Source organism: Ichthyenterobacterium magnum, from assembly GCF_003610635.1.
GTDB classification, from domain to species: Bacteria; Bacteroidota; Bacteroidia; order Flavobacteriales; family Flavobacteriaceae; genus Ichthyenterobacterium; species Ichthyenterobacterium magnum.
On record NZ_RAQJ01000001.1, the window covers coordinates 367,120 to 392,172 of the forward strand.

The 25,053-nt window shown below is 31.0% G+C and carries 26 protein-coding genes, 1 tRNA gene and 1 pseudogene; 20 read left to right on the top strand and 8 right to left on the bottom strand.

Annotated elements, in window-relative coordinates; translation table 11 throughout:
- Positions 1 to 181: 181 nt before the first annotated feature.
- From BXY80_RS01805 to BXY80_RS01850, 9 genes are all read left to right on the top strand, one after another.
- The gene (locus BXY80_RS01805; RefSeq protein WP_120199508.1) at positions 182 to 616 is read left to right on the top strand and encodes a RidA family protein; all 435 of its coding nucleotides are present in this window, start codon (positions 182 to 184) and stop codon (positions 614 to 616) included.
- Between the two features lie 223 nt (positions 617 to 839).
- Entirely contained in the window at positions 840 to 2,279 is a 1,440-nt protein-coding gene (locus BXY80_RS01815; protein WP_120199510.1) for an aldehyde dehydrogenase, read from the top strand.
- Between the two features lie 136 nt (positions 2,280 to 2,415).
- Positions 2,416 to 2,940: a PsbP-related protein gene (locus BXY80_RS01820; RefSeq protein ID WP_120199511.1), complete on the top strand. Its 525-nt coding sequence runs from the start codon at positions 2,416 to 2,418 to the stop codon at positions 2,938 to 2,940.
- A complete protein-coding gene (locus tag BXY80_RS01825; RefSeq protein ID WP_120199512.1) occupies positions 2,941 to 3,723 on the top strand; it encodes an SDR family oxidoreductase in 783 nt (260 codons plus the stop codon).
- A 151-nt stretch (positions 3,724 to 3,874) separates the two neighbouring features.
- Positions 3,875 to 4,408 (top strand): 3-hydroxyanthranilate 3,4-dioxygenase, encoded by a 534-nt coding sequence (locus BXY80_RS01830; RefSeq protein WP_120199513.1) that lies wholly within the window; start codon positions 3,875 to 3,877, stop codon positions 4,406 to 4,408.
- Positions 4,409 to 4,517: 109 nt separating this feature from the next.
- A complete protein-coding gene (locus tag BXY80_RS01835) occupies positions 4,518 to 5,606 on the top strand; it encodes an amidohydrolase family protein (protein ID WP_120199514.1) in 1,089 nt (362 codons plus the stop codon).
- A 5-nt stretch (positions 5,607 to 5,611) separates the two neighbouring features.
- Positions 5,612 to 6,754 carry a hypothetical protein gene (locus BXY80_RS01840; RefSeq protein ID WP_120199515.1) on the top strand — a complete coding sequence of 381 codons (1,143 nt, stop codon included), beginning with the start codon at positions 5,612 to 5,614 and terminating at the stop codon, positions 6,752 to 6,754.
- 112 nt (positions 6,755 to 6,866) lie between these two features.
- Entirely contained in the window at positions 6,867 to 8,411 is a 1,545-nt protein-coding gene (locus tag BXY80_RS01845; protein WP_120199516.1) for a peptide MFS transporter, read from the top strand.
- 9 nt (positions 8,412 to 8,420) lie between these two features.
- On the top strand, positions 8,421 to 9,062 hold the full coding sequence (locus BXY80_RS01850) for an O-methyltransferase (RefSeq protein WP_120199517.1): 642 nt from the start codon (positions 8,421 to 8,423) through the stop codon (positions 9,060 to 9,062).
- Here the strand turns inward: BXY80_RS01850 and BXY80_RS01855 are convergent, their stop codons facing one another.
- From BXY80_RS01855 to BXY80_RS01865, 3 genes are all read right to left on the bottom strand, one after another.
- Positions 9,063 to 9,350: a Sec-independent protein translocase subunit TatA/TatB gene (locus BXY80_RS01855; RefSeq protein WP_120199518.1), complete on the bottom strand. Its 288-nt coding sequence runs from the start codon at positions 9,348 to 9,350 to the stop codon at positions 9,063 to 9,065.
- 110 nt (positions 9,351 to 9,460) lie between these two features.
- Positions 9,461 to 10,213, bottom strand: coding sequence for a carboxypeptidase-like regulatory domain-containing protein (locus BXY80_RS01860; RefSeq protein WP_120199519.1), 753 nt, complete (start codon positions 10,211 to 10,213; stop codon positions 9,461 to 9,463).
- Positions 10,200 to 11,018: a carboxypeptidase-like regulatory domain-containing protein gene (locus BXY80_RS01865; RefSeq protein WP_162843257.1), complete on the bottom strand. Its 819-nt coding sequence runs from the start codon at positions 11,016 to 11,018 to the stop codon at positions 10,200 to 10,202. Before BXY80_RS01865 ends, BXY80_RS01860 begins: the two co-directional genes overlap by 14 nt.
- Positions 11,019 to 11,133: 115 nt before the next feature.
- Between BXY80_RS01865 and pepE the strand changes: the two genes are divergently transcribed.
- Positions 11,134 to 11,841 (top strand): dipeptidase PepE, encoded by a 708-nt coding sequence (gene pepE, locus BXY80_RS01870; RefSeq protein ID WP_120200323.1) that lies wholly within the window; start codon positions 11,134 to 11,136, stop codon positions 11,839 to 11,841.
- Between the two features lie 146 nt (positions 11,842 to 11,987).
- On the opposite strand, the gene BXY80_RS01875 is transcribed toward pepE, so the two are convergent.
- Both BXY80_RS01875 and BXY80_RS01880 read right to left on the bottom strand, forming a co-directional pair.
- Positions 11,988 to 12,060, bottom strand: a tRNA-Gly gene (locus BXY80_RS01875).
- A gap of 50 nt (positions 12,061 to 12,110) precedes the next feature.
- Positions 12,111 to 12,536, bottom strand: coding sequence for a GNAT family N-acetyltransferase (locus tag BXY80_RS01880; RefSeq protein WP_120199521.1), 426 nt, complete (start codon positions 12,534 to 12,536; stop codon positions 12,111 to 12,113).
- Positions 12,537 to 12,725: 189 nt separating this feature from the next.
- Between BXY80_RS01880 and BXY80_RS01885 the strand changes: the two genes are divergently transcribed.
- From BXY80_RS01885 to BXY80_RS01895, 3 genes and pseudogenes are all read left to right on the top strand, one after another.
- Entirely contained in the window at positions 12,726 to 13,040 is a 315-nt protein-coding gene (locus BXY80_RS01885) for a GNAT family N-acetyltransferase (protein WP_394340459.1), read from the top strand.
- A gap of 3 nt (positions 13,041 to 13,043) precedes the next feature.
- Positions 13,044 to 13,778 (top strand): annotated as a pseudogene (locus BXY80_RS01890) (M15 family metallopeptidase).
- Positions 13,779 to 13,804: 26 nt separating this feature from the next.
- Positions 13,805 to 14,575 carry a M48 family metalloprotease gene (locus BXY80_RS01895; protein WP_120199523.1) on the top strand — a complete coding sequence of 257 codons (771 nt, stop codon included), beginning with the start codon at positions 13,805 to 13,807 and terminating at the stop codon, positions 14,573 to 14,575.
- 67 nt (positions 14,576 to 14,642) lie between these two features.
- On the opposite strand, the gene BXY80_RS01900 is transcribed toward BXY80_RS01895, so the two are convergent.
- On the bottom strand, positions 14,643 to 15,029 hold the full coding sequence (locus BXY80_RS01900) for an ankyrin repeat domain-containing protein (RefSeq protein ID WP_120199524.1): 387 nt from the start codon (positions 15,027 to 15,029) through the stop codon (positions 14,643 to 14,645).
- A gap of 266 nt (positions 15,030 to 15,295) precedes the next feature.
- On the opposite strand from BXY80_RS01900, the gene gpmI reads away from it, so the two are divergent.
- Genes gpmI through BXY80_RS01920 form a run of 4 tightly spaced genes read left to right on the top strand, consistent with a single transcriptional unit; the run spans position 15,296 to position 18,880 of the window.
- Positions 15,296 to 16,813, top strand: coding sequence for a 2,3-bisphosphoglycerate-independent phosphoglycerate mutase (gpmI, locus tag BXY80_RS01905; protein ID WP_120199525.1), 1,518 nt, complete (start codon positions 15,296 to 15,298; stop codon positions 16,811 to 16,813).
- Positions 16,814 to 16,864: 51 nt separating this feature from the next.
- Complete coding sequence (locus BXY80_RS01910) at positions 16,865 to 17,278, top strand: BT0820 family HAD-type phosphatase (RefSeq protein WP_120199526.1); 414 nt, start codon at positions 16,865 to 16,867, stop codon at positions 17,276 to 17,278.
- 2 nt (positions 17,279 to 17,280) lie between these two features.
- Positions 17,281 to 18,102 carry a type I methionyl aminopeptidase gene (gene map / locus BXY80_RS01915; RefSeq protein WP_120199527.1) on the top strand — a complete coding sequence of 274 codons (822 nt, stop codon included), beginning with the start codon at positions 17,281 to 17,283 and terminating at the stop codon, positions 18,100 to 18,102.
- A gap of 10 nt (positions 18,103 to 18,112) precedes the next feature.
- Entirely contained in the window at positions 18,113 to 18,880 is a 768-nt protein-coding gene (locus tag BXY80_RS01920; RefSeq protein ID WP_120199528.1) for a class I SAM-dependent methyltransferase, read from the top strand.
- Here BXY80_RS01920 and BXY80_RS01925 read toward each other — a convergent pair.
- Both BXY80_RS01925 and BXY80_RS01930 read right to left on the bottom strand, forming a co-directional pair.
- Entirely contained in the window at positions 18,877 to 19,854 is a 978-nt protein-coding gene (locus BXY80_RS01925; RefSeq protein ID WP_120199529.1) for an FAD:protein FMN transferase, read from the bottom strand. The genes BXY80_RS01920 and BXY80_RS01925 overlap by 4 nt on opposite strands.
- Before the next feature lies 1 nt (position 19,855).
- Positions 19,856 to 20,233: a Na(+)-translocating NADH-quinone reductase subunit F gene (locus BXY80_RS01930; protein WP_120199530.1), complete on the bottom strand. Its 378-nt coding sequence runs from the start codon at positions 20,231 to 20,233 to the stop codon at positions 19,856 to 19,858.
- A 163-nt stretch (positions 20,234 to 20,396) separates the two neighbouring features.
- Here BXY80_RS01930 and BXY80_RS01935 point away from each other — a divergent pair, with 163 nt between their 5' ends.
- From BXY80_RS01935 to BXY80_RS01945, 3 genes are read left to right on the top strand one after another with little or no spacing between them, the layout of a single operon-like run.
- Entirely contained in the window at positions 20,397 to 20,993 is a 597-nt protein-coding gene (locus BXY80_RS01935; protein ID WP_120199531.1) for an RNA polymerase sigma factor, read from the top strand.
- Position 20,994: 1 nt separating this feature from the next.
- Positions 20,995 to 21,756, top strand: coding sequence for a tetratricopeptide repeat protein (locus BXY80_RS01940; protein WP_120199532.1), 762 nt, complete (start codon positions 20,995 to 20,997; stop codon positions 21,754 to 21,756).
- Between the two features lie 13 nt (positions 21,757 to 21,769).
- Positions 21,770 to 24,994, top strand: a complete 3,225-nt coding sequence (locus BXY80_RS01945) for a CHAT domain-containing protein (protein WP_120199533.1) — start codon at positions 21,770 to 21,772, stop codon at positions 24,992 to 24,994.
- The last annotated feature ends 59 nt before the right edge of the window (positions 24,995 to 25,053 follow it).

Here is a 25,053-nt window from a genome sequence, read left to right on the forward strand (position 1 = left end):
CAGATCAATTCTGAGAATTGAACATTGAAATGTAGAAATAATGAACGAAGGAATGGAGATGCAAAACGAAGCTTTAAGCACGAAATTCCGAAAGAGAATGTTCCGAAGGAATTTCCTCATTTCAATTTGACTTTTTGGTTCGTTTTGTGTCAAGACAAAATGAACAGATAAAAAAAATATTATGAGTAATAACAACAATGAAATTCCTGCTTCAGCAGGAACAAAGGTAACACCAAGAGGAGCATATCCACATGTAAAGCAAGTAGGCGATTTTATTTTCGTTTCAGGAACGAGCTCTAGAAGACCCGATAATACAATTGCTGGTGTAGATATTATTGACGAAATGGGAACTAAACGTCTAAATGCTGAAGTACAAACTCGTGAAGTTTTAAAGAACATAGAAAGCAACCTAGTTAAAGTTGGAGCCTCTTTAAAAGACGTAGTAGATGTGACTTCCTTTTTGGTTAATATGAATGATTTTGCAGGTTATAACAAAGCCTATGCTGAATTCTTTGACAAAGAAACCGGACCAACACGCACAACCGTTGCTGTACACCAATTACCACATCCAGATTTAGTGGTTGAGATTAAAGTAATGGCTTATAAGAAAGTATAGATGACTAAATTATTTGAAAATGAAATTTTACTTTTAATTGTCGGTATTACAACTTTAATATTCGCAATATTTGATTACAGGAAAAATTATTCAAAATCTGGTGCTTATGGTAAAGCATCAAAAATTGGCTTAATACTTCTTGGAATTACTTTCATAATGTTAAGTCTAATTCAGTTTAGTAATAGTTGAAAATAAATTTACGGTTTAGTAGAAATAACAAAAAATGAACATTCAAAACTATATTAACGGCAACTTTCATAATCCAATTAATGACAATTGGATAGACAACTTTAATCCATCTAATGGTGAAGTTTATGGACAAATACCTAACTCAACCAAAGAAGATGTTGAAAATGCTTATATCGCTGCAAAATCTGCTTTCCCTGTTTGGTCACAAACTACATTTGAAGAGCGAAGCAGAATCATACTCAAAATTTCTGAGTTACTCGAAGCCAACTTGCAACGCTTTGCCGAAGCCGAATCTAAAGACAATGGCAAACCTTTAAATTTAGCAAAAGCAGTAGATATCCCAAGAGCAGCAAGCAACTTTAGATTTTTCGGAAATGCCATTACGCAATTTGCAAGCGAAAGCCATGAGAGTGTTGGTCAACAAGCTATAAATTACACCTTACGCCAGCCTATTGGTGTTGTTGGCTGTATTTCTCCTTGGAATCTTCCACTCTATTTATTTAGTTGGAAAATTGCTCCAGCAATTGCCGCAGGAAACTGTGTAGTTGCAAAACCAAGCGAAGTTACGCCAATGACTGCATATTTATTAGGCGAGATTTGCAACGAAGCTGGGTTACCAAAAGGTGTACTCAATATTGTTCATGGGCTTGGTGGTTCAACTGGTCAAGCCATTGTAGAACATCCAGATATTAAAGCCATTAGTTTTACTGGAGGCACAGCAACTGGAGCACATATTGCGAGAACAGCTGCGCCAATGTTTAAAAAATTATCACTAGAACTCGGTGGAAAAAATCCAAATATTATTTTCGCAGATTGTGATTATGAAGATATGTTAGATACTACTGTACGTTCGTCGTTTGCAAATCAAGGTCAGATTTGCTTATGCGGAAGTCGTATTTTTGTTGAAGCGTCTATCTATGATAAATTTAAAGCTGATTTTGTTAATCGCGTAAAGGCATTAAAAATTGGTCATCCATCTAAAGCAGACACAAATATTGGTGCTTTAGTATCCAAACCACATTTAGAAAAAGTAAAAGAATACATTCAAATTGCTAAAGACGAAAATGGAACTGTTTTATGTGGCGGAAACGATGTTTTAGTTAAAGGCTACGAAAATGGCTACTATCTAGAGCCAACAGTTATTGAAGTTCCAAATGATGAATGTCGCGTAAATCAAGAAGAAATTTTCGGGCCAGTAGTTACCATCATGCCATTTAATACTGAAGATAGTGTCTTACAAATGGCAAACAAAGTAAAGTATGGTTTATCAGCAACACTTTGGACTAATGATTTAAAATGCACCATGCGTATGAGTAATCAATTACAAGCTGGAATTGTTTGGGTGAACACTTGGATGATGCGTGATTTAAGAACACCTTTTGGTGGTGTAAAAAATTCTGGCGTTGGCCGTGAAGGTGGTTTTGAAGCGTTACGCTTTTTTACTGAAGCTAAAAATGTGTGTATTAAATATTAAGTGGTTAGTGGTTAGTGGTTAGTGGTTAGTGGTTAGTGGTTAGTGGTTAGTGGTTAGTGGTTAGTGGTTAGTGGTTAGTAAAACAATAGAAAAAAATAATTTAAAAAGATTCTGAATCAAGTTTAGGATAACAAATATGAATTTTAAAATAACTATCTTAACATTATTAATTACTTTTCATTGTTTTGCTCAAGACAATTGGCAGACATACACAAAGGACAATTACACTATTGATTATCCTTCAGATTGGACTTACAGCAATCAAAAACCTCAACCTACGATTCAGTTTGTTTTAAAAGCTAGTCCTAACTCGGCAAAAAATGATCAATTCCAAGAAAATATAAACCTCAATCTAGAATTTCTTAAACAAGATAAAATTAATCTAGATTCTTATATAAACACAACAATTAAACAGATTTTATCTCAAGTTAATGATGCCCAAATTATAGAAAACAAATTAATAAAATCAAATGACTTAGATGCGAAATTGTTTGTTTGGTCTGGTAGTTTTGGAAATGGTATCGTTTTAAAATTTAGACAATTAGTTTTTATAAAAAATAAAACCGCTTACGTACTCACATTAACTTGTACAGAGACTGATTATGAAAGCTATATTAATATAGGAAACAAAATTTTTAACAGTTTTAAATTTAAAAATTAAATGAACTTAGAGCTCAATAACAAATACGCTTTAGTCTGTGGAAGCACTGCTGGAATTGGCAAGGCAACAGCTTTAGCCTTAGCAACAGAAGGCGTTCAAGTAACACTTATAGCTAGAAATGAAGAAAAGCTAAAAGCTACGCTTGCCGAATTACCTCAACAACGTAATCACGATTATATTGTGGCAGATTTTTCAAATCCAATAGAATTGAAAGCTAAAGTTTCTGAATATATTTCTGAAAATCATGGATTTCACATTTTAGTAAATAATACAGGTGGCCCAAAAGGTGGGCCAGTTTTTTCGGCAGATGTCGATGAGTTTGAAAGTGCTTTTACACAACATCTAAAATGCAACCATGTACTAGCACAAGCAGTTGTTCCGTTTATGAAAGACGAAAATTATGGACGTATTGTAAACGTTATTTCTACATCTGTAAAACAACCACTAGATGGCTTAGGTGTGAGTAACACCATTCGTGGCGCAGTTGCAAATTGGAGCAAAACCTTAGCAAATGAATTAGGTCAATTTGGAATTACAGTCAATAATGTATTGCCGGGAGCAACAGGAACAGAGCGTTTAAGTGAAATTATCAAAAATAAATCTACAAAAACTGGTGTTACAATTGATGATGCATCAAATGCTATGAAAAATGCTGTTCCTGCAAAACGTTTTGCAAAACCAGAAGAACTAGCAGATGCTATTACGTTTCTTGCAAGTGAACGTGCAGCCTATATTAACGGAATTAATCTTCCTGTTGATGGTGGACGCACAAAATCTCTTTAATATCAAACTTGATTTGATATCTTATAAATTGAAAAGTAATCATTAACTTTAGAACTTGTCATTCCGTACTTGATACGGAATCCATTATATATTGAAATAGAATTAAAAAAGATTCCTGTCTTTGCAGGAATGACAAAATAAAAATAGAATCATGAGTAAATTAGTTTCTCCCTTAAATTTTAAAGCTTGGATTGAAGAAAACAGACATCTTTTAAAACCACCTGTTGGAAATAAAGTAGTTTGGAAAGATGGTGATTTTATTGTTATGGTTGTTGGTGGACCAAATAGCAGAAAAGATTATCACTATAATGAAACTCCAGAATTTTTCTATCAAGTTGAAGGTGATATTGTTTTAAAAGTCATTGATAAAGGCACACCAAAAGACATACACATTAAAGAAGGTGAAATATTTTTATTACCTCCAAAAGTGCCGCATTCTCCACAACGAGGAGCAAACACTGTTGGATTAGTTATTGAATATCCAAGAGAAAAAGGTGTTCAAGATGCTTTACTTTGGTTCTGTGAAAATTGTACAACTAAATTGTATGAAGAAGATTTTACTTTAGACAATATTGAAACTGATATGCCTGCGATTTTCGACAAATATTATGGAGATAAAGACAAACGCAGCTGCCCAAATTGTGGTGAAGTAATGCAACCACCTAAAAAAGTACAAATAGATTAATACTGTCATTCTAAACAAAGTGAAAAATCTTTTTTATTACTCTGTTTAGATTACAACTTTTTAATTAATAATAATTTATGAGATGCTTCGACTGCGCTCAGCATGACATATGAAAGAAAAACAAAAATTAAGGATAAACGGTCACTCGCATTTATTACCTTATCCAGAGCAAATTCCTCAATTTATGAAGGAAAAAGAAATTTTCTGGGTAGATGATGAGCGTAAGCACATGTTACAAAAAGGTTGGAAACGCCCCGTAACCGATTCCAGTTTCTTTTTAGATGAAAAGATTGAATGGATGGAAAAAAACCGTCTGGATCATGCAGTAGTTTTAAATTTATCGCAATTATATGGAAACGGTCTTCGCTTAGAAGAAATGAAAAAAGCCTTGCGTTTTCAAAATGATTTTAATGCTAAAGTTCAGCATGATAACCCTGATAAATTTACTTGCGGATTTGTAGTTCATCCTGGTTTTATTCATGGTGCTCTATGGGAAATGGAACGTTGTGTAGAAGAACTAGGCATGCACGTTTTGTGCTTACCAACACACTTTATGGATTCTATCGGTCAATGGCGTTGTGTGTTTGACAAAGAAAACGATCCCATTTTTGAGTTAGCAAACAAGTACAAATTAGCCATTGAAATTCATCCGTACGATGGTGATAAAATGATAAAATTAGAAAACACCAATTGGCGTTTTCATTTAATTTGGATGCTTGCTCAATGTGGTGATGCCTATCATTTTTACACTCTAAACGGAATGCAAGAGCGTTTCCCAGATATTAGAACTTGCTTTGCTCACGGTGGACAATTAGCTCAAATGAATTTAGGTCGTCGTATTCAAGGTTTTGATGGTCGTCCAGATTTATTTGAAGGTAAAACGCACCCTAGAAAAGCAGTTGGTCATCCAAATATTTATTTTGATACACTTGTACACGATACTGATTCTTTAAAATTGATGATTGAACGTCAAGGTTCTAATCAAGTCATTATGGGATTAGATGACCCATATCCTCTTGGAGAGATGGAAAGTGATGCACAATCATCATATCCAGGAAAACTATTAGATTTAGCTATTGATAGAGATATTATCAATCAAAAACAATACGATGACATTTGGGAAGACAATGTGTTGCGTTGGCTGTTTGGTGATAACAATACTGCTAAAACAGATTTAATAGATAAAATTCTAAACTAGTTAGAATGACTGAAGTTTCAGAATTTTATAACCTTTCACACATTTTCATTTCGTTTGTTGGAGCCATATTACTTATTGCTATTTGGTACAATATTAGGAAACGTTTTAAACAACTTCTTGAAGAAGACGACACTCAAAAACGTGTAGATAAAGGCTTACTATATCTGAGTTTTTCAATGTTTATTTGGGTGCTTTCTGGTATTTGGTCGTATACTGGAAGTGTGTTCAACTTTGAAAACACCAACAGTTTTCAATTTGGAGTTCATATCCTATCTATAGTCAATAACATGTTTTTATTGTTGGCTTTATTTTACTTTTATTATGCGCCACGCTTTATATATCACAACAAAAAAAATATTAAAACTATAATAATAATTATTGTTGTAACGTCTATAATCACTTTTATACTTTCAAATTCATCAAGCACAAATGGCATAACAAATAACATTAAAACAAGTGGTATACCTGATTTAATTCTATCTGGTTTTTTATGTTATTTATTGGGTATTTCACTTTATAGAACATTTGCTCATAGAGGTTTAAAAATTGTTGGTGTTATCTCAGTATTGGTAGTTTTTCTGATGTTTTCTTCTCAATTATCAGAAGTATTTACAACCTTCGGAAATGAATTTAGTAATAATCTCATAAAGATAATTGCTAAAACATCCTTGATTTCAGTATTTCTTGTATTAGCAACAACTTGGGTTATTCGTTTAGCAAACATGCCAAAACCTAACGAAATGACAATTAGTTTTATGGATTGGAGTTTAGTAAAAATTAGCATTCCTACTAAAGGTGTTTTTGACCAAACTATAGATTTTGGTTCTAAAACAACACAATACAAAAATTTATTAAAGTTTGCTATAAGAAGAAAATATGGCGAAGGTAATTCGCAAAGTATTTCTGTAAGTTTAGGTGGAGAAATTAAAAACCAAACCTATCTAACACGCATTATTGAGAATATAAATTCTATATTAAAATTAGATGCTACTCAGTCTTTAGAAAGACGTGATCTTTTCACTTTTATTGGCGAAGGTCGCTACCGATTACGTATGATTCCTAATCATATAACTATAGATTCAACATTACTTGAAGAGTTTTGTAAAGCATCTCAAAACGCAGACTACAAAACGCTTTGCAGGCTATAAATTACTCAGTTACAATTAAGCACAATCTACTATAATTTATTATAAATTACAACACTGTTCTGTATTGACATCATCTTAAAATACATTGCCATCAAATCAAAAAACAGAACAGATGAACACCTCTAATTCTAATGAAGCTTTTGGTCATCCAAAAGGATTACTCTACTTATTTTTTGCAGAACTCTGGGAACGATTTTCGTTTTATGGCATGCGAGCACTTTTGGTGCTTTATATGACTAAACAATTATTATTTACAGACGACATGGCTTTTGGTATTTATGCAGCATATATGTCTTTAGTTTATGTTACACCAATGATTGGTGGTATTCTTGCAGACAAAATATTAGGGTTCAGAAAAGCTATATTACTTGGAGGTGTTTTAATGGCATTAGGTCATTTCTTTTTAACCTTTGAGCATCCAGTCTTCTTTTATGGCTCATTAGGTTTAATCATTGTAGGAAACGGTTTTTTTAAACCAAATATCTCCTCTTTTGTAGGTGATTTATATCAGCAAGGTGATGCAAGACGAGACTCTGGTTTTACTATTTTCTATTTAGGAATTAACTTAGGAGCTGCTATTGCTCCTTTAGCTTGTGCTTGGTTTGCTGAAAGTTATGGATGGCATTATGGTTTTGTTTTAGCTGGAATAGGAATGGTCGTTGGACTTTTAGTTTTTAATAAAGGATTAAAAAGTGACGTTTTTGGAAACAAAGGTTTTGAACCAAATACAACACTTTATAACAAAACATGGCTTGGTTTAAATAAAGGGCAACAAATAACCATTGCTGCATTTTTAACGGTTCCGCTTTTTGCAATAATTATTAAGTTTCATCAGTTTGAACACTATCTTGTTTGGGTTGTTTCAGTATTCTTAATTGGCTACATTATATATATACTAAAATCTGTAAATGCAATTGAAAAAAAGCGCTTAACTGTTGCTATTTATTTTACAGTACTATATACATTATTCTCAGCTATTTTTGAACAAGCAGGAAGCTCTCTTACCCTATTTGCAGACAGAAACGTCAACTTAGTTGGCATGGATGCTGCTGGAACAAATAGCATAAATGCAGGATTTATCATGCTTTTTGCTATACCTTTTTCAATACTATGGACATACTTAAGTAAACGGAAGAAAAACCCAAATTCAGCTATTAAATTTAGCTTAGGGTTAATATTTTTAGGTTTAGGCTTTATCATTTTTGCATTATCTGCACACAGTGTTGATGAACTAGCAAAAACATCAATGTTATACTTAGTGCTTGGATATTTAGTACTAACTATTGGCGAGTTATTTCTATCGCCTATTGGCCTTTCAAAAATGACTGAGTTATCACCTCTTAAATATGTTGCATTTATTATGGGTGTTTGGTTTTCGGCAAACTTTTATGGTCATTATTTTGCTGGAAAAATAGCCAAACTAACCACTGTAACCGAAGGTGAAACTAATGTGTTTACAAAAGGAATATTTGGTGATACTGTCGAGTTTATCACTGGAATAACACCAGAAATTGCAATGCAAAATAGTGATAACTTTCAGCAGTTATATTCTTACTTATCTGTATATGCAAGCTTTGGTGTAATTAGTGTGATTGTTGGTATATTTGCATTACTAATTTCGCCAGTAATTAAAAAACTAATGTCTGGCGTTCATTAATACACATCAATGCACTTTATACCAGAACAATTAGATGATTATGTTGTAAAACATTCTGAAGACGAACCAAAACTATTACAACAGCTAACGCGAGAAACCTATCAAAAAATACTGCAACCACGTATGCTTAGTGGCCACTATCAAGGACGTATTTTAAGTATGATTTCTAAACTCGTAAACCCAAAAAATATTTTAGAGATAGGCACATACACAGGATACTCAGCTTTGTGTTTAGCAGAAGGCATGAAAAATGGAGGTGAATTACATACTATTGATATTAATGAAGAGCTAGTAGATTTTCAGCGTAAGTATTTTGATAAATCTGAATATGGAGCACAAATAATTCAGTATTTAGGGAATGCATTAGACATTATACCAAAACTAAATGCTACTTTTGACTTAGTGTTTATTGATGCAGACAAAGACAATTACCCAAATTATTTTGAGGTAATTATAGACAAACTAAACTCTGGTGGCATTATCCTTTCAGACAATGTGTTGTGGAGCGGAAAAGTAATAGAACCGCTTAATCCAAAAGATTTATCTACTAAAGCAGTTTTAGAGTATAATACATTATTAAAAGAAGATGATAGAATAGAAACGGTGTTACTTCCTATAAGAGATGGCTTGACTATTAGTCGAAAAAAATAATTATAATTTTCGTTTTACAGAACCAGTAAAGTCTTGAAGGTCGTCTTTAACTTTATTAATCTCTTCGGTAATATTTTTAGTAACATCTGAATCAATACCTTGTTTTTCAGCACTTTTAGTGATTTCAGACTTAATATCATTTGAAGCATCTTTAAGCATACGCATACCTTTCCCTAAACCTCTAGCTATTTCAGGGATTTTATCAGCACCAAAAACCATTACCACTATAAATAGGATAAATACAATCTCTGTTGTACCAATAAATAAAAATGTTGCTCCTTGTATCACAGTGCAAATATAGTGAGATGTTTGATTAGATAATAGTGTTGTTTATGAATTATTTTTGAGTGTCATTAATTCTTTTTAGTTTTAAGATTAGCGCTATAAACTATTAATTTTTACTGAAGGAACTCTAACATTTTTAAGTCATCACTAGCTTCACATAGTCCTAAAAATAATTCATCATCAGATACAAAATAGAAAAAGTCAATCCTTAACTCTTCTTCTAATGAATCAGCTTCAAAAAGTAATTCTGAAAATTCAGAAATTACAGACCTCATACATTTCTCTTGGTTTTCAAAATGCACTCTGTTTTTCAACATTTTGGTACGCCCAGAAATTTTATTAAGTATTTTTTGAAAATTAATTTTTAAAGGTGCTCCATCAAATAGGCTAATTGCCTTGCCGTGATCTGCTTCATACAAACGTCTTTCCGTTTGTGTTTTTGGCTTCCCAGTATAACCAAGTATTCCTAAATCGTAAAAATTAATATCGCGCTTTGTATCTGAGTTTTCGATATCTGAAAGTAAGTCTCCTGTTAAAATTTTTCCTACAACAACTTCATCTAATTCATTTATATTCTCGGTGAGATAAACCGTTATTGATTTAGCTTGAATTTGTAAATGCGTAACAATAATCTCTTTGGGCTGGTATTTTATGCCAGAAACCAGAATTGTATCACTGTGTTTAGCTGGAATCACAAACTCACCGCGTTCGTTTGTTATTGTAAACCTATTTGCTGTTTTATTAATAATATGAATACCTTCTACTTCATCAGACGCTATAACTTTCCCGTTTACATCTGTTTGAGCATTTACAATGCATGAACTAAAACTGAATAATACAAGTATATAAAACCTAATCCTTTTCACTCTTAGGCTTTAAAAATTGTTTGCTCTGTAAAGTTAAATGCTCTAAAAATTGTAATTCTTTACCTGTTTCTAATAAAGAATAATCAAGGTTATTAGCTTCTACATAAGTTATAAACTCTTCAAATCTATTAATTGGTATACCAAAATTTTCGTTTAAAAAAAGCTCACTATAATAAGTTGTTAAAGTATTTATAGGAATATTAACACTTGCGTTTTTAGCTTTTCCTTCTTTACTTTTATTAGACCTGAATAATGGCTTTAAAAGCAAACCAACTAAATTAATAACATTTAAACCATTAACCATTGTTTGGCCTTGAGAGTGCATGGCTATATTCTCTACATTAGAACGTATATCATCAGAAAACTCATACGCACTACTATGCTTAATACCAAAATGAATTGCTTCCATATTGGGGTTAAATGTTTTAACACTTTCTAAATCAACTGCTAAATTTCCGGTAAGGTCATAAGGCAAAATAACGACCTCATCAAGTTTATTTACATCTTCCACTAAAAAAACAGTCATTTGTTTTGAGTCAATAATTTTTTCATCAATAATTACTGTAAAATCTTTAAACTGAAGTGCTCCAAACTCTATATGGTCGTTAAGCGCAACCTCAATAACAAACTCACCCTTTTCATTTGTTATTGTGCCTTTATTTGCTGAAGAATTATAAACCGTTACACCTTCAAGATCATCACTATCTACAACAATTTTACCTGAAACCTCTATACGGTTACTAACTTGAGAAAAAATGGCAAATGCCTGAAACAAAAAAACAAATACTAGTAATTTTCTTTTCATATGAATTGGTTTAGAAGTATAAAGAACGGATTTCATATCTTAATTAAATTGCAAAGTCATTATAAACTTTTGTTAAATGGAAGGTTTACTTAAATTTACAACAAATTTACCAAGCATGAAAAATATAATTATAGCAAGTACATCTACAGTTCACGGAAGCGGTTCTTTAGAATATCTTTTAGAAGAGTTGTCTGTGTTTTTTAAAAACACTTCAGATATATTGTTTATTCCTTACGCAAGACCAGGAGGAATTACGCATGATGAGTATACAGCAAAAGTAAATGTAGCTTTTAATAAAATCAATAAAAAAGCTAAAGGAATTCATGAATTCGAAAACCCAAAAGAAGCTTTAAAAAATGCTAAAGGTATTTTTGTTGGCGGTGGAAACACATTTGTTTTGGTAAATCAATTATATAAAAACAATCTTTTAGAAGTTATAAAGGACGTCGTAAGTAACGGAACACCATATTTAGGCACAAGTGCTGGAAGTAATATTTGCGGTCTAACTGTAAATACAACTAATGATATGCCTATTGTATATCCACCAAGTTTTAAAACTTTTGGTTTTGTACCTTTTAATATAAACCCACACTATTTAGATCCAGACCCAATTAGCAAACATATGGGAGAAACTCGAGAAACGCGTATTAAAGAGTTTCATAAGTTTAATACACAACCAGTTGTTGGTATTAGAGAAGGTAGTTGGCTAGCAGTAAAAGGTGATTCTATAATTTTGAAAGGCGACTTATCTGCTCGTATTTTTGAATATAACAAAGCACCATACGAAGTTGATACCGAAACAGAACTTAATAGGTTAAAATAAAAAAGCCTCATCGTTTTAGATGAAGCTTTTGAGCGAGAGACCGGGTTTACTTCGGCTGCGCTCAGTATAAACTTCTTACCCTAAATTTTTAAATACCATTTTATTTATTGCATAAAAAAGCCTCATCGTTTTAGATGAAGCTTTTGAGCGAGAGACCGGGTTCGAACCGGCGACATTCAGCTTGGAAGGCTGACGCTCTACCAACTGAGCTACTCTCGCATTTCCGAGGCGCAAATATATATAAACTATACTTTCTAATAAAGAAAAATCTAAAGTGTTTTCACAAAATGATAACCTAATATTTTAAAGCCTTCATTAAAATAAAATTTATGTGATGGATGGTTCTGTACATATGTATTTAACTCAATAGATTCAAAGCCTTTATCTTTAATATATTTATAAATCCAATTCAAAAATTGTTTACCTAAACCTCTATTTCTATAGCCATCATCAATAAAAACATGATCAATTTCTACGCTCCTACCAGAATAATGTCGTGTACAAAACCAAAGTCCTGAAACTCCTATAAGCTTATCATCATTATAAATAACTGCACACTCATAGTTTTGATTTGCCATTTCTAAAAAACGACTTTCTAAAACTGCATCAGAAAACTTATGTTCTGTTAATTTTTGAACTAAAGGAATTACCTCTTTAATTTTCGACTTTTCGATAATTTTAAATTCAAATGGCATTTGTTACTATTTTTAAGTGAAGATAATTATTTTTATAACTGAAAATTTAAATAAATCAAAAATTCTAAGTCTTACATAAAATTAATTAGCGCAAAGGAAACACATGCTGTTAGACATCCTGTTTTACGTAAAGGCAGACCAATTGAAGATTGCATCTTTAGTGGTGATAATTTAGAAACAACTGTTCATATAGGATTATATATTGAGAAAAAACTTGTTGGTGTTGCAACATTTTTAATGCAAACAAATAAACTATTTCTTGAAACTAAACAATACCAGCTTCGTGGTATGGCAATACTAGAAGCTTATCAAGGTTTAAAGTATGGAGAACAAATTTTAAAATATGCAGAACAATTTTTAAAAGAAAAAAAAGTAAAACTCATTTGGTGTAATGCGCGTGAAATTGCTGTTCGTTTTTATAAAAGAAACAACTATAAAATAATTGGCTCAGCATTTGAAATTGAAAAAGTTGGCACTCATTATGTAATGTATAAGGAAATTTAGTTTATGAATCGGAGAACATTTATAAAGTCTGCAACAGTTTCTGGAGTAACATTGTCCTTACTACCTACGCTTGCATTTCAAAGTGCAGAAAAAATAATTCCTTTTAATGAGCTCATAGGAAAAGGAAATCCATCTTTATTTGGGTCTAATTTTAAGTTGAAAAAAGAAGCTCATAATGCTTTTATAAAAATGAAAACCGATGCCTTAAAAAGTAACCTAAATATAAAAATCGTGTCAAGTTATAGAAGCTTCGATGACCAAAAAAGAATTTGGGAACGTAAGTATAAAAAGAACCTAAATCAAGGCATGAGTCCAACACAAAGTATTCAAAACATAATACAATATTCTACAATTCCAGGCACATCAAGGCATCATTAGGGAACAGACATTGATATTATTGATGCTAATGCAAAACGACCAAAACACCTCTTATCTCCAAAAAATTTTAAAAATACAGGCTGTTATAATAAATTAAAAACATGGCTGGATGAAAACGCAAATAAATTTGGTTTTTATTTAGTTTACACAAACTCATCAAACAGAAAAGGATTTAAATATGAGCCATGGCACTATAGTTACAAACCACTTTCTACCCATTTTTTATCAAGTTTTTGTGGTTTAGATATAAAATCTATTCTTACAAAAGAAAAGCTAATAGGGTCAAAATATTTTTCAGACACATTCATTACCAAATACTTAAACGAAAATATATTAGATATAAATCCAGAACTTTTGTAAATTTAATACTATTAAACTAGACTAAAATGAGAGGAAGAAATTTAAAAGTAAGGTTATTAATTGGGATTGTTATTGCACTCTTTTTTGTTGTTAAAAGATGTAGTCAACGTGAAGTGAACCCATACACTGGGCGAACGCAAACTATCTCAATGACTCCAGATAAAGAAATAGCTATTGGTTTACAAAGTGCCCCGCAAATGGCTCAACAACATGGAGGCTTACATCCAAACAACCAATATCAAACTTTAGTTGATAATGTTGGAAACAAATTAGTAAACAATAGTATAGCTAAAGAAACACCTTATAAATATGAATTTCACTTACTAGCAGATCCAAATACCATTAATGCATTTGCACTACCTGGAGGTCAAGTTTTTATTACCTATGCATTATTTTCTAAACTAGAAAACGAAGACCAATTGGCAGGTGTCTTAGGGCATGAAATAGGGCATGTTCTTGGTCGACATAGTGCCGAACGTATTGCAGAAAGTGAATATTGGCAAGGCTTAGCTACTGCTGGTTCTGTTGGTGGAGATATTGGAGGTTTAGTAAGCGGTATTGGTCAAAATACACTATTAACCAATGGTAGAGATGATGAATTAGAAAGTGATGATCTTGGTGTTTTATTTATGTTAAAAGCTAACTATAATCCTGAGGAAATGATTGGTGTAATGCAAATTTTAAAACAAGCTGCTGGACCAAATAGAGTTCCAGAAATGCAGAGCACACATCCAGACCCAGAAAATAGAATAGAAAAGATAAAAGCGTCTATTGCAAAATACAAAAAAACGCTTTAGGAAAACTAAAGCGTTTTTTCAAACTAACTAACTCAAATAATTACCTTATTACAAGGTCTGTTTTTTTTTAAGAATCTAAACTTTTAATGTATGCTAAAGTATCTTTTGCATTAGATAATTTGGCATATTTAGCAGCAGTCATTCCTTTGTCTGATTTTTTATTCAACTTTGCTCCTTTTTCTACTAACAATTTCAAAATATCTAATCTATTATATTTTGCTGCATACATTGCAGGCGTTAAACCATTAGAAACCTGATTAACATCAGAACCTAATTCTATAAGTTTTTTTACTGTATCAAAATCTCCTTTAACAATTGACATACAAAAAGGGTTAACTGGAGATTTAAACGTTGCTTCATAAGTTGTTGTTAAAGCTTCTAATTTGTTTGTTGCATTTAAGGTTGTAAATGAAAACCCTAATGCGATTGCAATAATAACTACTGATTTTTTCATGATGAAAGATTTTAAATTAAATTGATTGTTTTTTGATTATACTAAAGAGACGATATTATTTACAAAGTGTTACACATTAAAATCATAAATAACATTTTTTTAACTATTTGCAAACAAATATGTTAAGCACATCACAATTAAAATCAACCAATTAAGAGTAACTAAAAAATTACATAATCAATCTTTAATCAATACTATTTTTTTGTTACTAAAGTTTCATGTATAGGCATTTAAACTTTTATCTTTGAACTTAAATTTTAACGCACATGAATAAGAAAGTAATTTTAATGATTCTAGATGGTTGGGGGAAATCTCCAGACCCACAAGTATCTGCAATAGATCATGCACAAACACCTTTTATTGATTCGCTTTATAAAACTTATTCTAATGCGTCTTTAAGAACAGATGGTTTACATGTTGGGTTACCAGAAGGACAAATGGGAAACAGTGAAGTTGGACATATGAATTTAGGTGCTGGTAGAATTGTTTATCAAGATTTAGCTAAAATAAATCTAGCTGTAAAAAACAATACGCTTAAAGATGAAAACACTTTAGTAGAAGCTTTCCAATATGCAAAACACAATAACAAACCCATCCACTTTTTAGGCTTAGTAAGTGATGGCGGTGTACATTCTCATATTAAACATCTTTTAGGTTTAGTAAATGCTGCTAACGATTTTGGAATTAAAAAGTCATTTGTTCATGCATTTACAGATGGTCGTGATGTAGATCCAAAATCTGGATTAAGTTTTATAAACACATTAGAATCTCATATTAAAAACTCTCCCACAAAACTTGCTTCTGTAACAGGACGCTATTATGCTATGGATAGAGACAAACGTTGGGAGCGCATTAAATTAGCTTATGATGCAATAGTAAATGGTGTGGGAAATTATTCAGAAAGCGTATTAGAGTCAATTCAAAATAGTTATGACGAAAATATAACTGACGAGTTTATAAAACCAATCGTTATGGTTAAAAACAATCAACCCATAGCAACTATTAAAGATGGAGATGTTGTTATCTTTTTTAATTTTAGAACAGATAGAGGTCGTCAACTCACAGAAGCATTATCTCAAAAAGATTTTCATGAGCAAAACATGCACAAATTAAATTTGCATTTTGCAACTATGACCAATTATGACGACTCTTTTAAAGGAATTAATGTTATTTACAATAAAGATAATCTTACAGATACTTTAGGTGAAGTGTTAGAGCAACAAAACAAAACTCAAATACGTATAGCAGAAACAGAAAAATATCCGCACGTTACTTTTTTCTTTTCAGGAGGACAAGAGCAGCCTTTTAAAGGTGAAACTCGAATTTTACGTCATTCTCCAAAAGTAGCAACCTACGATTTAAAACCAGAAATGAGCGCCTTTGAATTAACAGATGCTCTTATTCCTGAACTTGAAAAAGGCGATGTAGATTTTGTTTGCCTAAATTTTGCTAATGGAGATATGGTTGGTCACACAGGAGTTATGGAAGCTGCAATAAAAGCTTGTGAAGCAGTAGATACATGTGTTAAAAAAGTTATAGAAACAGCTTTAAAAAATGATTACACAACCATATTAATTGCAGATCATGGTAATTGCGAAACCATGATAAACCCTGATGGAACGCCACACACAGCGCACACCACCAATCCAGTTCCTATAATTTTAATTGACAATGGCAACTTAGAAATTAAGGATGGTATTTTAGGAGACATAGCTCCTACAATTCTAAGACTTATGGGAATTAAGCAACCAAAAGCAATGACCCAAAAACCCCTTGTGAGTTAAATTTCACAAATAGATATTTATTGTATTTTTGCAGCATCACAAAATTATGCGATGAATTTTCAAGATAAATTAGTAATAGCCATCGATTTTGATGGCACAATAGTAGAAGATGCCTATCCAAAAGTAGGTAAAGCAAGACTCTTTGCTTTTGAAACTCTTAAACGACTTCAAGATGATGGTCATCGTCTTATTTTATGGACTTACAGAAGCGGTTCTAAACTTAAAGACGCAGTAGAATTTTGTGAAGCAAATGGCATTGAGTTTTATGCAGTAAACCAAAGTTTTCCTGAAGAGCAATTTGATAATAGTGTTAGTAGAAAAATTTATGCCGACATTTTTATTGACGATAGAAATATTGGTGGCATTTTAGGTTGGGGAGAAGTTTATCAACTAATTACAAAAGAAGCTCCAAACATGAAATCTATAAAACAGAAAAAAGGATTCTTTTCATTTTTAAGAAAATAAATATGATTGTAGTAAAAACAAAAGAAGAAATAGAAATAATGCGCCAAAGCGCACTAGTTGTTTCAAAAACTTTAGGCATGCTTGCTAAAGAGATAAAACCTGGAGTAACCACACTACAGTTAGATAAAATGGCAGAAGAGTTTATTAGAGCACAAGGTGCTGTCCCTGGGTTTTTAGGACTTTATGACTGTCCTTCAACTTTATTATGTAGTGTAAACGAAGCCGTAGTACATGGCTTGCCTACAAACACTCCTCTAAAAAATGGTGATATTGTATCTGTAGATTGTGGTGCTTTAATGAATGGGTTTTATGGCGATCATGCCTATACTTTTGAAATAGGCGAAGTGTTGCCAGAAACAAAAAAACTAATTGAGGTTACTAAAGAATCTTTATATGTAGGCATTAGAGAATTAAAAGTTGGTAATCGTGTTGGAGATGTTGGTTATGCCATTCAAAAGTATTGCGAAAATCATGGTTATGGTGTAGTTAGAGAACTCGTTGGTCATGGTTTAGGTCGTAAAATGCATGAAGATCCAGAAATGCCAAATTATGGAAAACGTGGTCGTGGCAAAAAATTTATTGAAGGCATGGTTGTAGCTATTGAACCTATGATAAATGGCGGAACACATCGTGTTAAACAATTAAAAGATGGCTGGACTATTGTCACGCTTGATGGCAAACCAAGTGTTCATTTTGAACATGACATTGCAATTGTTGACGGTAAACCAGAACTATTATCAACCTTTGCATATGTGCATGAAGCTTTAGACATAAAAAGTGATGAAGAAAACGAGTTTAGAAATCAGTTTACAGTAAACAGTTAACAGTTTTCAGTTGAAAAAACTCTTTAAAACTTTTCTAAACATAATCCCAAGGCCTTTACTTATAAGGTTAAGTTATCTTGTTAGGCCTATTCTTGCATTTTTTTTAAAAGGAAACACCTTTACAGATCCTATTGATGGTAAATCGTTCAGGAGTTTTTTACCTTATGGTTATGGCAACCAACGTAACAATGTGTTATCACCATCAACACTTTCACTAGAACGCCATAGACTACTTTGGCTATTTTTAAAAAATGAAACCGGTTTCTTTTCAAAAAAACTTAAAGTACTCCATTTTGCTCCAGAACAAGCTTTTTACAAACGCTTTAGAACTATGAAGAATTTGGATTATATAACTACAGATTTACACTCGCCTTTAGCAGATGTAAAAGCAGATATTTGTAATTTACCTTTTAAAGATAATAGCTACGATGTAATTTTATGCAATCATGTTTTAGAACACATTTCTGATGATACTAAAGCGATGAAAGAATTATATCGTGTTTTAAAACCTGAAGGTATGGGCGTTTTTCAAATTCCTCAAGATTTATCTCGAGAACACACTTTTGAAGATAATACTATAACTGATAAAAAAGAACGCGCTAAAATTTTTGGTCAGTATGATCATGTTCGTATTTATGGTCGTGATTATTTTGACAAACTTCGCTCTGTTGGTTTTAAAGTAAAGGAAGTTGATTACACATCTAAATTAACAAAAGAAAACGTAACCAAATACTGTTTAGCTAAAGGCGAAATTATTCCTGTAGTTTACAAATCTTAGTCAACAGGAAACCCATTAATTGCTATTGATTCTAGATTTTGCTTATCGTTTTCAAAAATTAAAAATGCTTTAAGTTCTGGATGCGACTGAAGAAAACGTTTTACGTTTTCGATTCCCATAGACTTAAAAGCCGTTGCGTAAGCATCTGCAGTCATACAATCTTTTGCAATTACAGATATTCCCAACAGATTTGTTTGACTTGGATACCCAGTTTTTGTATCAATAATATGTGCGTAACGATTACCATTTTTATCAATTTTAAACTTTCTGTACGTTCCAGAAGTTGCCATGGCTTCGTCTGTTAAACTAATTGCTTTATAAACAGATTGCGAGCCATCAAAATTAGGCTTATCAATACCAACACGCCAAGGTGATTTTTTTTCAACATTTAATCCTTTAGCACGTATCTCGCCTCCTATTTCTACTAAATAATTTTTTGTGTTTTTACCCTCTAAAAATTCGGCAATTACATCCACGCCATAGCCTTTAGCAATAGCATTAAAATCTATTCTGGTTTCTGAGTTTCTTTTAATAATCTTCTCGTTTATTAAGCCAACTTTATTCAAGCCTACAGTTTGCATTAAATTATTAATCTTTACACTATCTAAATCTTTTACAGCACCTTCTGGTCCAAAATCCCATGCATTAACAACAACCCCAATTGTTGGATCAAATGCGCCTTCTGTAAGTCGGTAAATAGACTTAGAAGCCTTAAAAACTTTTATAAAATGATTATCAACATTAAATGCTTCGTTTCTATTTAATTTTGAAATATCTGAATTGTCTTGATAGGTTGACATTGATTTATTAATCACATAAAACAAACTATCTAATTGTTTTTCATAATTAACCTCATTGTCATAAATAACTGAATATGACGTGCCAAAAACAGCTCCAGATAGCTTTGTATTTTTTGATTCCTTTTTACAAGACACTATAAAAAGGATAATCATTAAGTAGGTAATAGGTTTCATTTTAATTTAAATTGGTTTCTACAACTTGTATCCCATTGTATTCAATAAGGTAATCTTCATTTAAGTAAATTGGCAAATCTTCACCGTTAGGATTTCCTAAACCTACTCCAGCATACAATACTTTTGCATCTTTATCATGTGCATGTTTTTTAAATGTTTCCATCCAAATTACATCATAATTGTTAGGGTTCTCGGGTAGAATTACTGCTTTTACAATAACAAAAAAATACTGATTGTTTTTATCAATACACACAAACTGTGGATGCTTTTTTAATTTGCTATTAACAGCTACAAACTCAAAACCACGTTGTTCTAAATCTTTACCAACGTGATTCATAGCTAGGTTATGTAATTCTTGTTTTGTTAATGCTTTGTTCATATTGCAAAAATAGCATAAAAGTTAATTTAGTGATGACTTTTTTTAAAGCATACGATATACAAGAAAACACAAATAGAACTTATATGTCTTTAATCTATAAAAAACAGTCTTTAAGCAAATTAGATTGTAAAAGTCGATGCTTTGATATATCTTTAATTAGTATATGCAAAAAGTCGATTTTAAATCTAATCTAACCCAAAAAAGCGCTCAACTTGTTGCTGCCATTAAGGCTAATGACGAAATGGTATTAAAATCATTATATATCACAAATTATCAAAAAATTGAGTTTCTGGTTTTAAAAAACAATGGAACAAAAGAACATGCTAAAGACATCTATCAAGATGCTTTTTTAGCTGTTTGGAGAAACATTAAAGACAATAAATTTGAACCAAAAAATGAATCCTCTATTAATGGATACCTATATACTATAGCAAAAAACAAATGGATGGATTTTTTACGATCAAAAAATTATAAAAAAACAATATTAAATAATGATATAGCTACATTGAAAAGCGATAATTTACATATACATCCTTCTACTCAAGACCATGAGTTTGAACTTAAATTAAATCAAGCAATGAAAGCTTTTGAGAGTTTGGGTGAACCCTGTAAATCATTATTAAAATCGTTTTATTTTGATAAAAAATCGATGAAAACAATTGCAAATGAATTACAAATTGATGCAGCTTCAGTTAAAAACAAAAAATATAGATGTATGCAAAAATTAAGACTATTAGCCCAAAATCTAAACAAAACATAGCATGAATGCTGAAAAACAAAATATAACACAAGAAGAATTTGAACTTATAGAACGTTACCTACTTAACACTATGAGCGAAACTGAGTTTATTTCTTTTAATGAAACTCTAAAAACTGATTCTCTATTAAAAGAAAAAGTTGAAAATTGTCGCATTACTCTTCAAGCCATTGAAGAGCAATCATTAATAGAAAAATTTGATACTTTTCATCAAGAGATTACATTAGAAAATAATAGCAAAATTATTTCACTTTCAGATAATGTAAAACAAGTCAAATGGTATAAAAAGTATACTGTTGCGGCATCAATTATACTACTACTTGGTCTATCTGGTATTTGGTATTTATCTTCAACCCAAAACCCTAAACAACTGTATAATAAATACTTTAATGTAGATCCAGGTTTACCAACAATTATGAGCGATAATACTAGTCATTTTAAGTTTTATGATGCTATGGTAAATTATAAACAAGGTGAGTATATTATTGCTATTTCAAAATGGGAAGCTTTACTTAAAAACAAGCCTCAAAATGATACTTTAAATTATTTTATAGGTGTTGCACATTTAGCAAATAAAAATGAGGATGCTGCAATAAAGTTTCTTGATAATGTTATTCTAAACTCAAATACAACTTTTAAAAATGAAGCTTATCATTATCTAGGTTTAGCATATTTAAAAACAAATAATATTGAGCTTGCAAAAAAAAACCTTACCTTTAGTACTATTGATAATAGCAAAGCCCTTCTTTCTGAACTAAACGACTAAAAGACTTTTAGTAATGAAAAAAATATGCTATTTCAAGAAAGTTGTATTGTACTTATTTATAAGCTTCAATATGACAGCTTTTTCTCAAAATGATTCCATTTCTGGATTAGAATATGTTAAAAAACTAATAGAAACTGATGCTTTACAAGAAGCTCAAAAAGAATTAAACACACAAATTGAATATTTTAAATCTCAACAAAATTATGACACTTTGGTTTCATACATTCCTTTAGTTGGGAGTTTTAAGTTAGCCAATGGAGATTCTAAAATTGCTATTGATAAAGCATTAGTTTTAGTTAATAACTTAAAGCAACAAAAAAACCCAACAATTTCTACTGATGCTTTAATTCAATTATCAAATATTTATTTTAATGCTAGACAAGCAAATGAGGTCTATAAAACCTGTGTTGAAGCTTTAGAACTTGCTATGCAAATTCAACCTATAGATTGGTTTAAAATATCAAAAATTCAATACAACTTAGGAACAGCCTCTCTCAATCTAGGGCAATATAATAAAGGTAAAGAGCATCTTTATAAATCTAAGTCCATTTTAGAACAAAGCTCAAAAAAAAACTTAAAACAGTTATATAATACCTATAATTCTATTGGTAGATTTCAATCTAGTAAAACTCAAATAGACAGCTCTACATATTATTATAAAAAAGCTTTAAAAATGTTAAGCTTAATGGATAGCACAGAAGTTAATCGAGACTATTGGAAAGCAATCGTAAACAATAACATTTCTTTAAATTTTCAAAACACAGGAAATACTGATGCGGCTATAACATATATAACAGATGCAATTTTTAACTTTCAAAAATTTATTGATATTGCTAAAGACGAATCAAAAAAATTAAGAGCTAAACGATATCGACTCTCTTCTATTGATAATTTAGGAACCTTTTATGATGGCATAGGAGAATATAATAGAGCGGTAGAATTGATGACTTATTCGTATCATGAAAAATTAAAATTTTTAAAAAAGGAAGACCCCAATATTGTTTTCTCTTTAGTTCTATTAGGTCACACCAACCTTAAAGCACAAAATTATATTAAAGCTGCAGAATATACAGACAAAGCACTTGTATTAATACATAAAACGCCAATCAATTACAGTTATATACACAGTTTTACATTAACTATTAGAGCATCTATATATGAGGCTATGAAAGATTTTGAAGGTGCAAAAAAATTGTATGAAGATAGTGAGGTGTTATATAGAAAAAATTTTGATGGTAATTACTCCAGAGATTATTTAGATGCTTTAATAGAAATGTCTAAGTTTTATGCAAAAACTAACGACTCAAAAAAAGCTATAGAACTTGCAATGAAAGGCTATTTATTCGCAAAAAAAGAAAACTTTGAAAATAACTTAACACAATTTCACCAAACACTAAACTTAGCATTAGTCTATCTAGAACTTGAAAACCATGAAAAAGCTTTAATATATAGTGAAGAAGCTTTGTCCTTTTTTAAAGATAAAAAACTAAATCCAAAATCACTATCAGACTCTATTCAAAATGAATTTAATAAACCAAAAGCATTATACATAAATGCAAAATCTAGATATATTCTTAACACTAATAAAAACAAGTCTTTTTTAAAATCAATTTTAAATGATATAGAAGAAAGTATTACTATTTTAGAACGAAGAAAAGTTACTATAAAAACACCCGATGATTTAAATTTACTTATTCAAGAAAACAATGACTTATTCAATTTTGCTAAGCAAATTCGTTTAGATCTTTATAAAAAAACTAATAACGAAACTTATTTACAAGATTTAATTGCCATACATGAGTCTAGTATCTATAATAGAATAAGGTCTCGATTAAACCTAAGAAACAACATTACTTTTTCTGGTTTACCTAAAAAAGTAGCAGCAAGAGAAACCTTTCTAAAAAACAAACTAAACTCATCATTAAACTCATCTCAAAATACGATTAAAAACTTTATTGAATCAACAACACAATGGCATCAATTTATAGATTCTTTAAAACAACATTTCCCGAAGTATTATAAAATGCGTTATGCTACAATTGAGGAGCCACTAACTAATTTACAAAACAACATCTCAACAAATACAACCATAGTTCGTTATCTTTATATAGAAGATATTCTTTATGCTTTTGTAGTTACTAAAACAAACAAAAGCTTAGTTAGACTTAACACAGAAAACCTAAAAGAAAGCATTGAGTATTTAACCAAAAACCAGTCTGATATTTTAAAAACCAGCACCAAACTACATGAACTATATTTAAAATTGTGGCAACCTATTGTAAACTTAATTACAACAGATAAAGTAATTTTAATTCCAGACGGAAATCTTTTTAATTTAAGTTTTGAAACTCTAACACCTTCAAAAATAAGCACCTTTAAAGATTTAGCAACTAATAGTCTTTTAGCAAAACATAGTTTTTCATATAACTATAGTTTATTTTTATTAAACTCTGATAATAAAAAAGTTAACTATAGTAGTGATTTTATTGCTTTTGCTCCTGAGTTTACAAGTAAAATGAAACATGCATATAAAATTACGGTTACAGACTCTGTGAGTTTAGATAAAACCTACCTTACATTATTACCTCAACCCTTTAGTGTTGACTTAGCTAAAAAATATTCTAAAATTTTTAAAGGATCTTCGTTTTTAAATGAAAAAGCCTCAAAGCAAATTTTTACAAATGAAGCTAATGAGCATAAAATTATACATATTGGCACACATGCAGAATCTAATAATATTAGTCCTGAATTATCCCGCTTAATTTTTGCAAAAAACGCATCTAGCGATGATAACTCATTATATACTTATGAGATTTACAATCAAAACTTAAACTCAAATTTAGCCATTTTAACAGCTTGTGAAACTGGCAAGCCAACATACCAAGCTGGCGAAGGTATGATTTCTTTAGCTCATGCTTTTAATTATGCTGGTAGTGAGAGTATATTAACTAGTCTTTGGAAAATTGATGAGCAATCTAGCACACAATTAATTAAATCTTTTTACGATTATATTGCCAAAGGACTACCTAAAGATATTGCTTTAAAAAAGGCAAAATTAGATTATATTTCTACTGCAAATGGAAGAATAGTTGCTCCTCAATATTGGGCAGGACTCGTTTTAATTGGTGACCAATCTCCTATACAAATCAATACCAACTCTAATTTTATTTTCTGGCTATTTGGTGTTTTAATAATTATTCTTTTAATGATATTGATTAAGAAAAAACGAAAAACATAAAAAAGAGCTATCATTTTTGATAACTCTTCTCGTATAATAAACCCTAAATAATAACTTCC

What these genes read in the sequence shown, in the direction of transcription:
- BXY80_RS01805 (WP_120199508.1), top strand. Translation starts at nt 182, where the DNA reads ATGAGTAATAACAACAATGAAATTCCTGCTTCAGCAGGAACAAAGGTA.
- BXY80_RS01815 (WP_120199510.1), top strand. Translation starts at nt 840, where the DNA reads ATGAACATTCAAAACTATATTAACGGCAACTTTCATAATCCAATTAAT.
- BXY80_RS01820 (WP_120199511.1), top strand. Translation starts at nt 2,416, where the DNA reads ATGAATTTTAAAATAACTATCTTAACATTATTAATTACTTTTCATTGT.
- BXY80_RS01825 (WP_120199512.1), top strand. Translation starts at nt 2,941, where the DNA reads ATGAACTTAGAGCTCAATAACAAATACGCTTTAGTCTGTGGAAGCACT.
- BXY80_RS01830 (WP_120199513.1), top strand. Translation starts at nt 3,875, where the DNA reads ATGAGTAAATTAGTTTCTCCCTTAAATTTTAAAGCTTGGATTGAAGAA.
- BXY80_RS01835 (WP_120199514.1), top strand. Translation starts at nt 4,518, where the DNA reads ATGAAAGAAAAACAAAAATTAAGGATAAACGGTCACTCGCATTTATTA.
- BXY80_RS01840 (WP_120199515.1), top strand. Translation starts at nt 5,612, where the DNA reads ATGACTGAAGTTTCAGAATTTTATAACCTTTCACACATTTTCATTTCG.
- BXY80_RS01845 (WP_120199516.1), top strand. Translation starts at nt 6,867, where the DNA reads ATGAACACCTCTAATTCTAATGAAGCTTTTGGTCATCCAAAAGGATTA.
- BXY80_RS01850 (WP_120199517.1), top strand. Translation starts at nt 8,421, where the DNA reads ATGCACTTTATACCAGAACAATTAGATGATTATGTTGTAAAACATTCT.
- BXY80_RS01865 (WP_162843257.1), bottom strand. Translation starts at nt 11,018, where the DNA reads ATGAAAAGAAAATTACTAGTATTTGTTTTTTTGTTTCAGGCATTTGCC.
- pepE (WP_120200323.1), top strand. Translation starts at nt 11,134, where the DNA reads ATGAAAAATATAATTATAGCAAGTACATCTACAGTTCACGGAAGCGGT.
- BXY80_RS01880 (WP_120199521.1), bottom strand. Translation starts at nt 12,536, where the DNA reads ATGCCATTTGAATTTAAAATTATCGAAAAGTCGAAAATTAAAGAGGTA.
- BXY80_RS01895 (WP_120199523.1), top strand. Translation starts at nt 13,805, where the DNA reads ATGAGAGGAAGAAATTTAAAAGTAAGGTTATTAATTGGGATTGTTATT.
- BXY80_RS01900 (WP_120199524.1), bottom strand. Translation starts at nt 15,029, where the DNA reads ATGAAAAAATCAGTAGTTATTATTGCAATCGCATTAGGGTTTTCATTT.
- gpmI (WP_120199525.1), top strand. Translation starts at nt 15,296, where the DNA reads ATGAATAAGAAAGTAATTTTAATGATTCTAGATGGTTGGGGGAAATCT.
- BXY80_RS01910 (WP_120199526.1), top strand. Translation starts at nt 16,865, where the DNA reads ATGAATTTTCAAGATAAATTAGTAATAGCCATCGATTTTGATGGCACA.
- map (WP_120199527.1), top strand. Translation starts at nt 17,281, where the DNA reads ATGATTGTAGTAAAAACAAAAGAAGAAATAGAAATAATGCGCCAAAGC.
- BXY80_RS01925 (WP_120199529.1), bottom strand. Translation starts at nt 19,854, where the DNA reads ATGAAACCTATTACCTACTTAATGATTATCCTTTTTATAGTGTCTTGT.
- BXY80_RS01930 (WP_120199530.1), bottom strand. Translation starts at nt 20,233, where the DNA reads ATGAACAAAGCATTAACAAAACAAGAATTACATAACCTAGCTATGAAT.
- BXY80_RS01935 (WP_120199531.1), top strand. Translation starts at nt 20,397, where the DNA reads ATGCAAAAAGTCGATTTTAAATCTAATCTAACCCAAAAAAGCGCTCAA.
- BXY80_RS01940 (WP_120199532.1), top strand. Translation starts at nt 20,995, where the DNA reads ATGAATGCTGAAAAACAAAATATAACACAAGAAGAATTTGAACTTATA.
- BXY80_RS01945 (WP_120199533.1), top strand. Translation starts at nt 21,770, where the DNA reads ATGAAAAAAATATGCTATTTCAAGAAAGTTGTATTGTACTTATTTATA.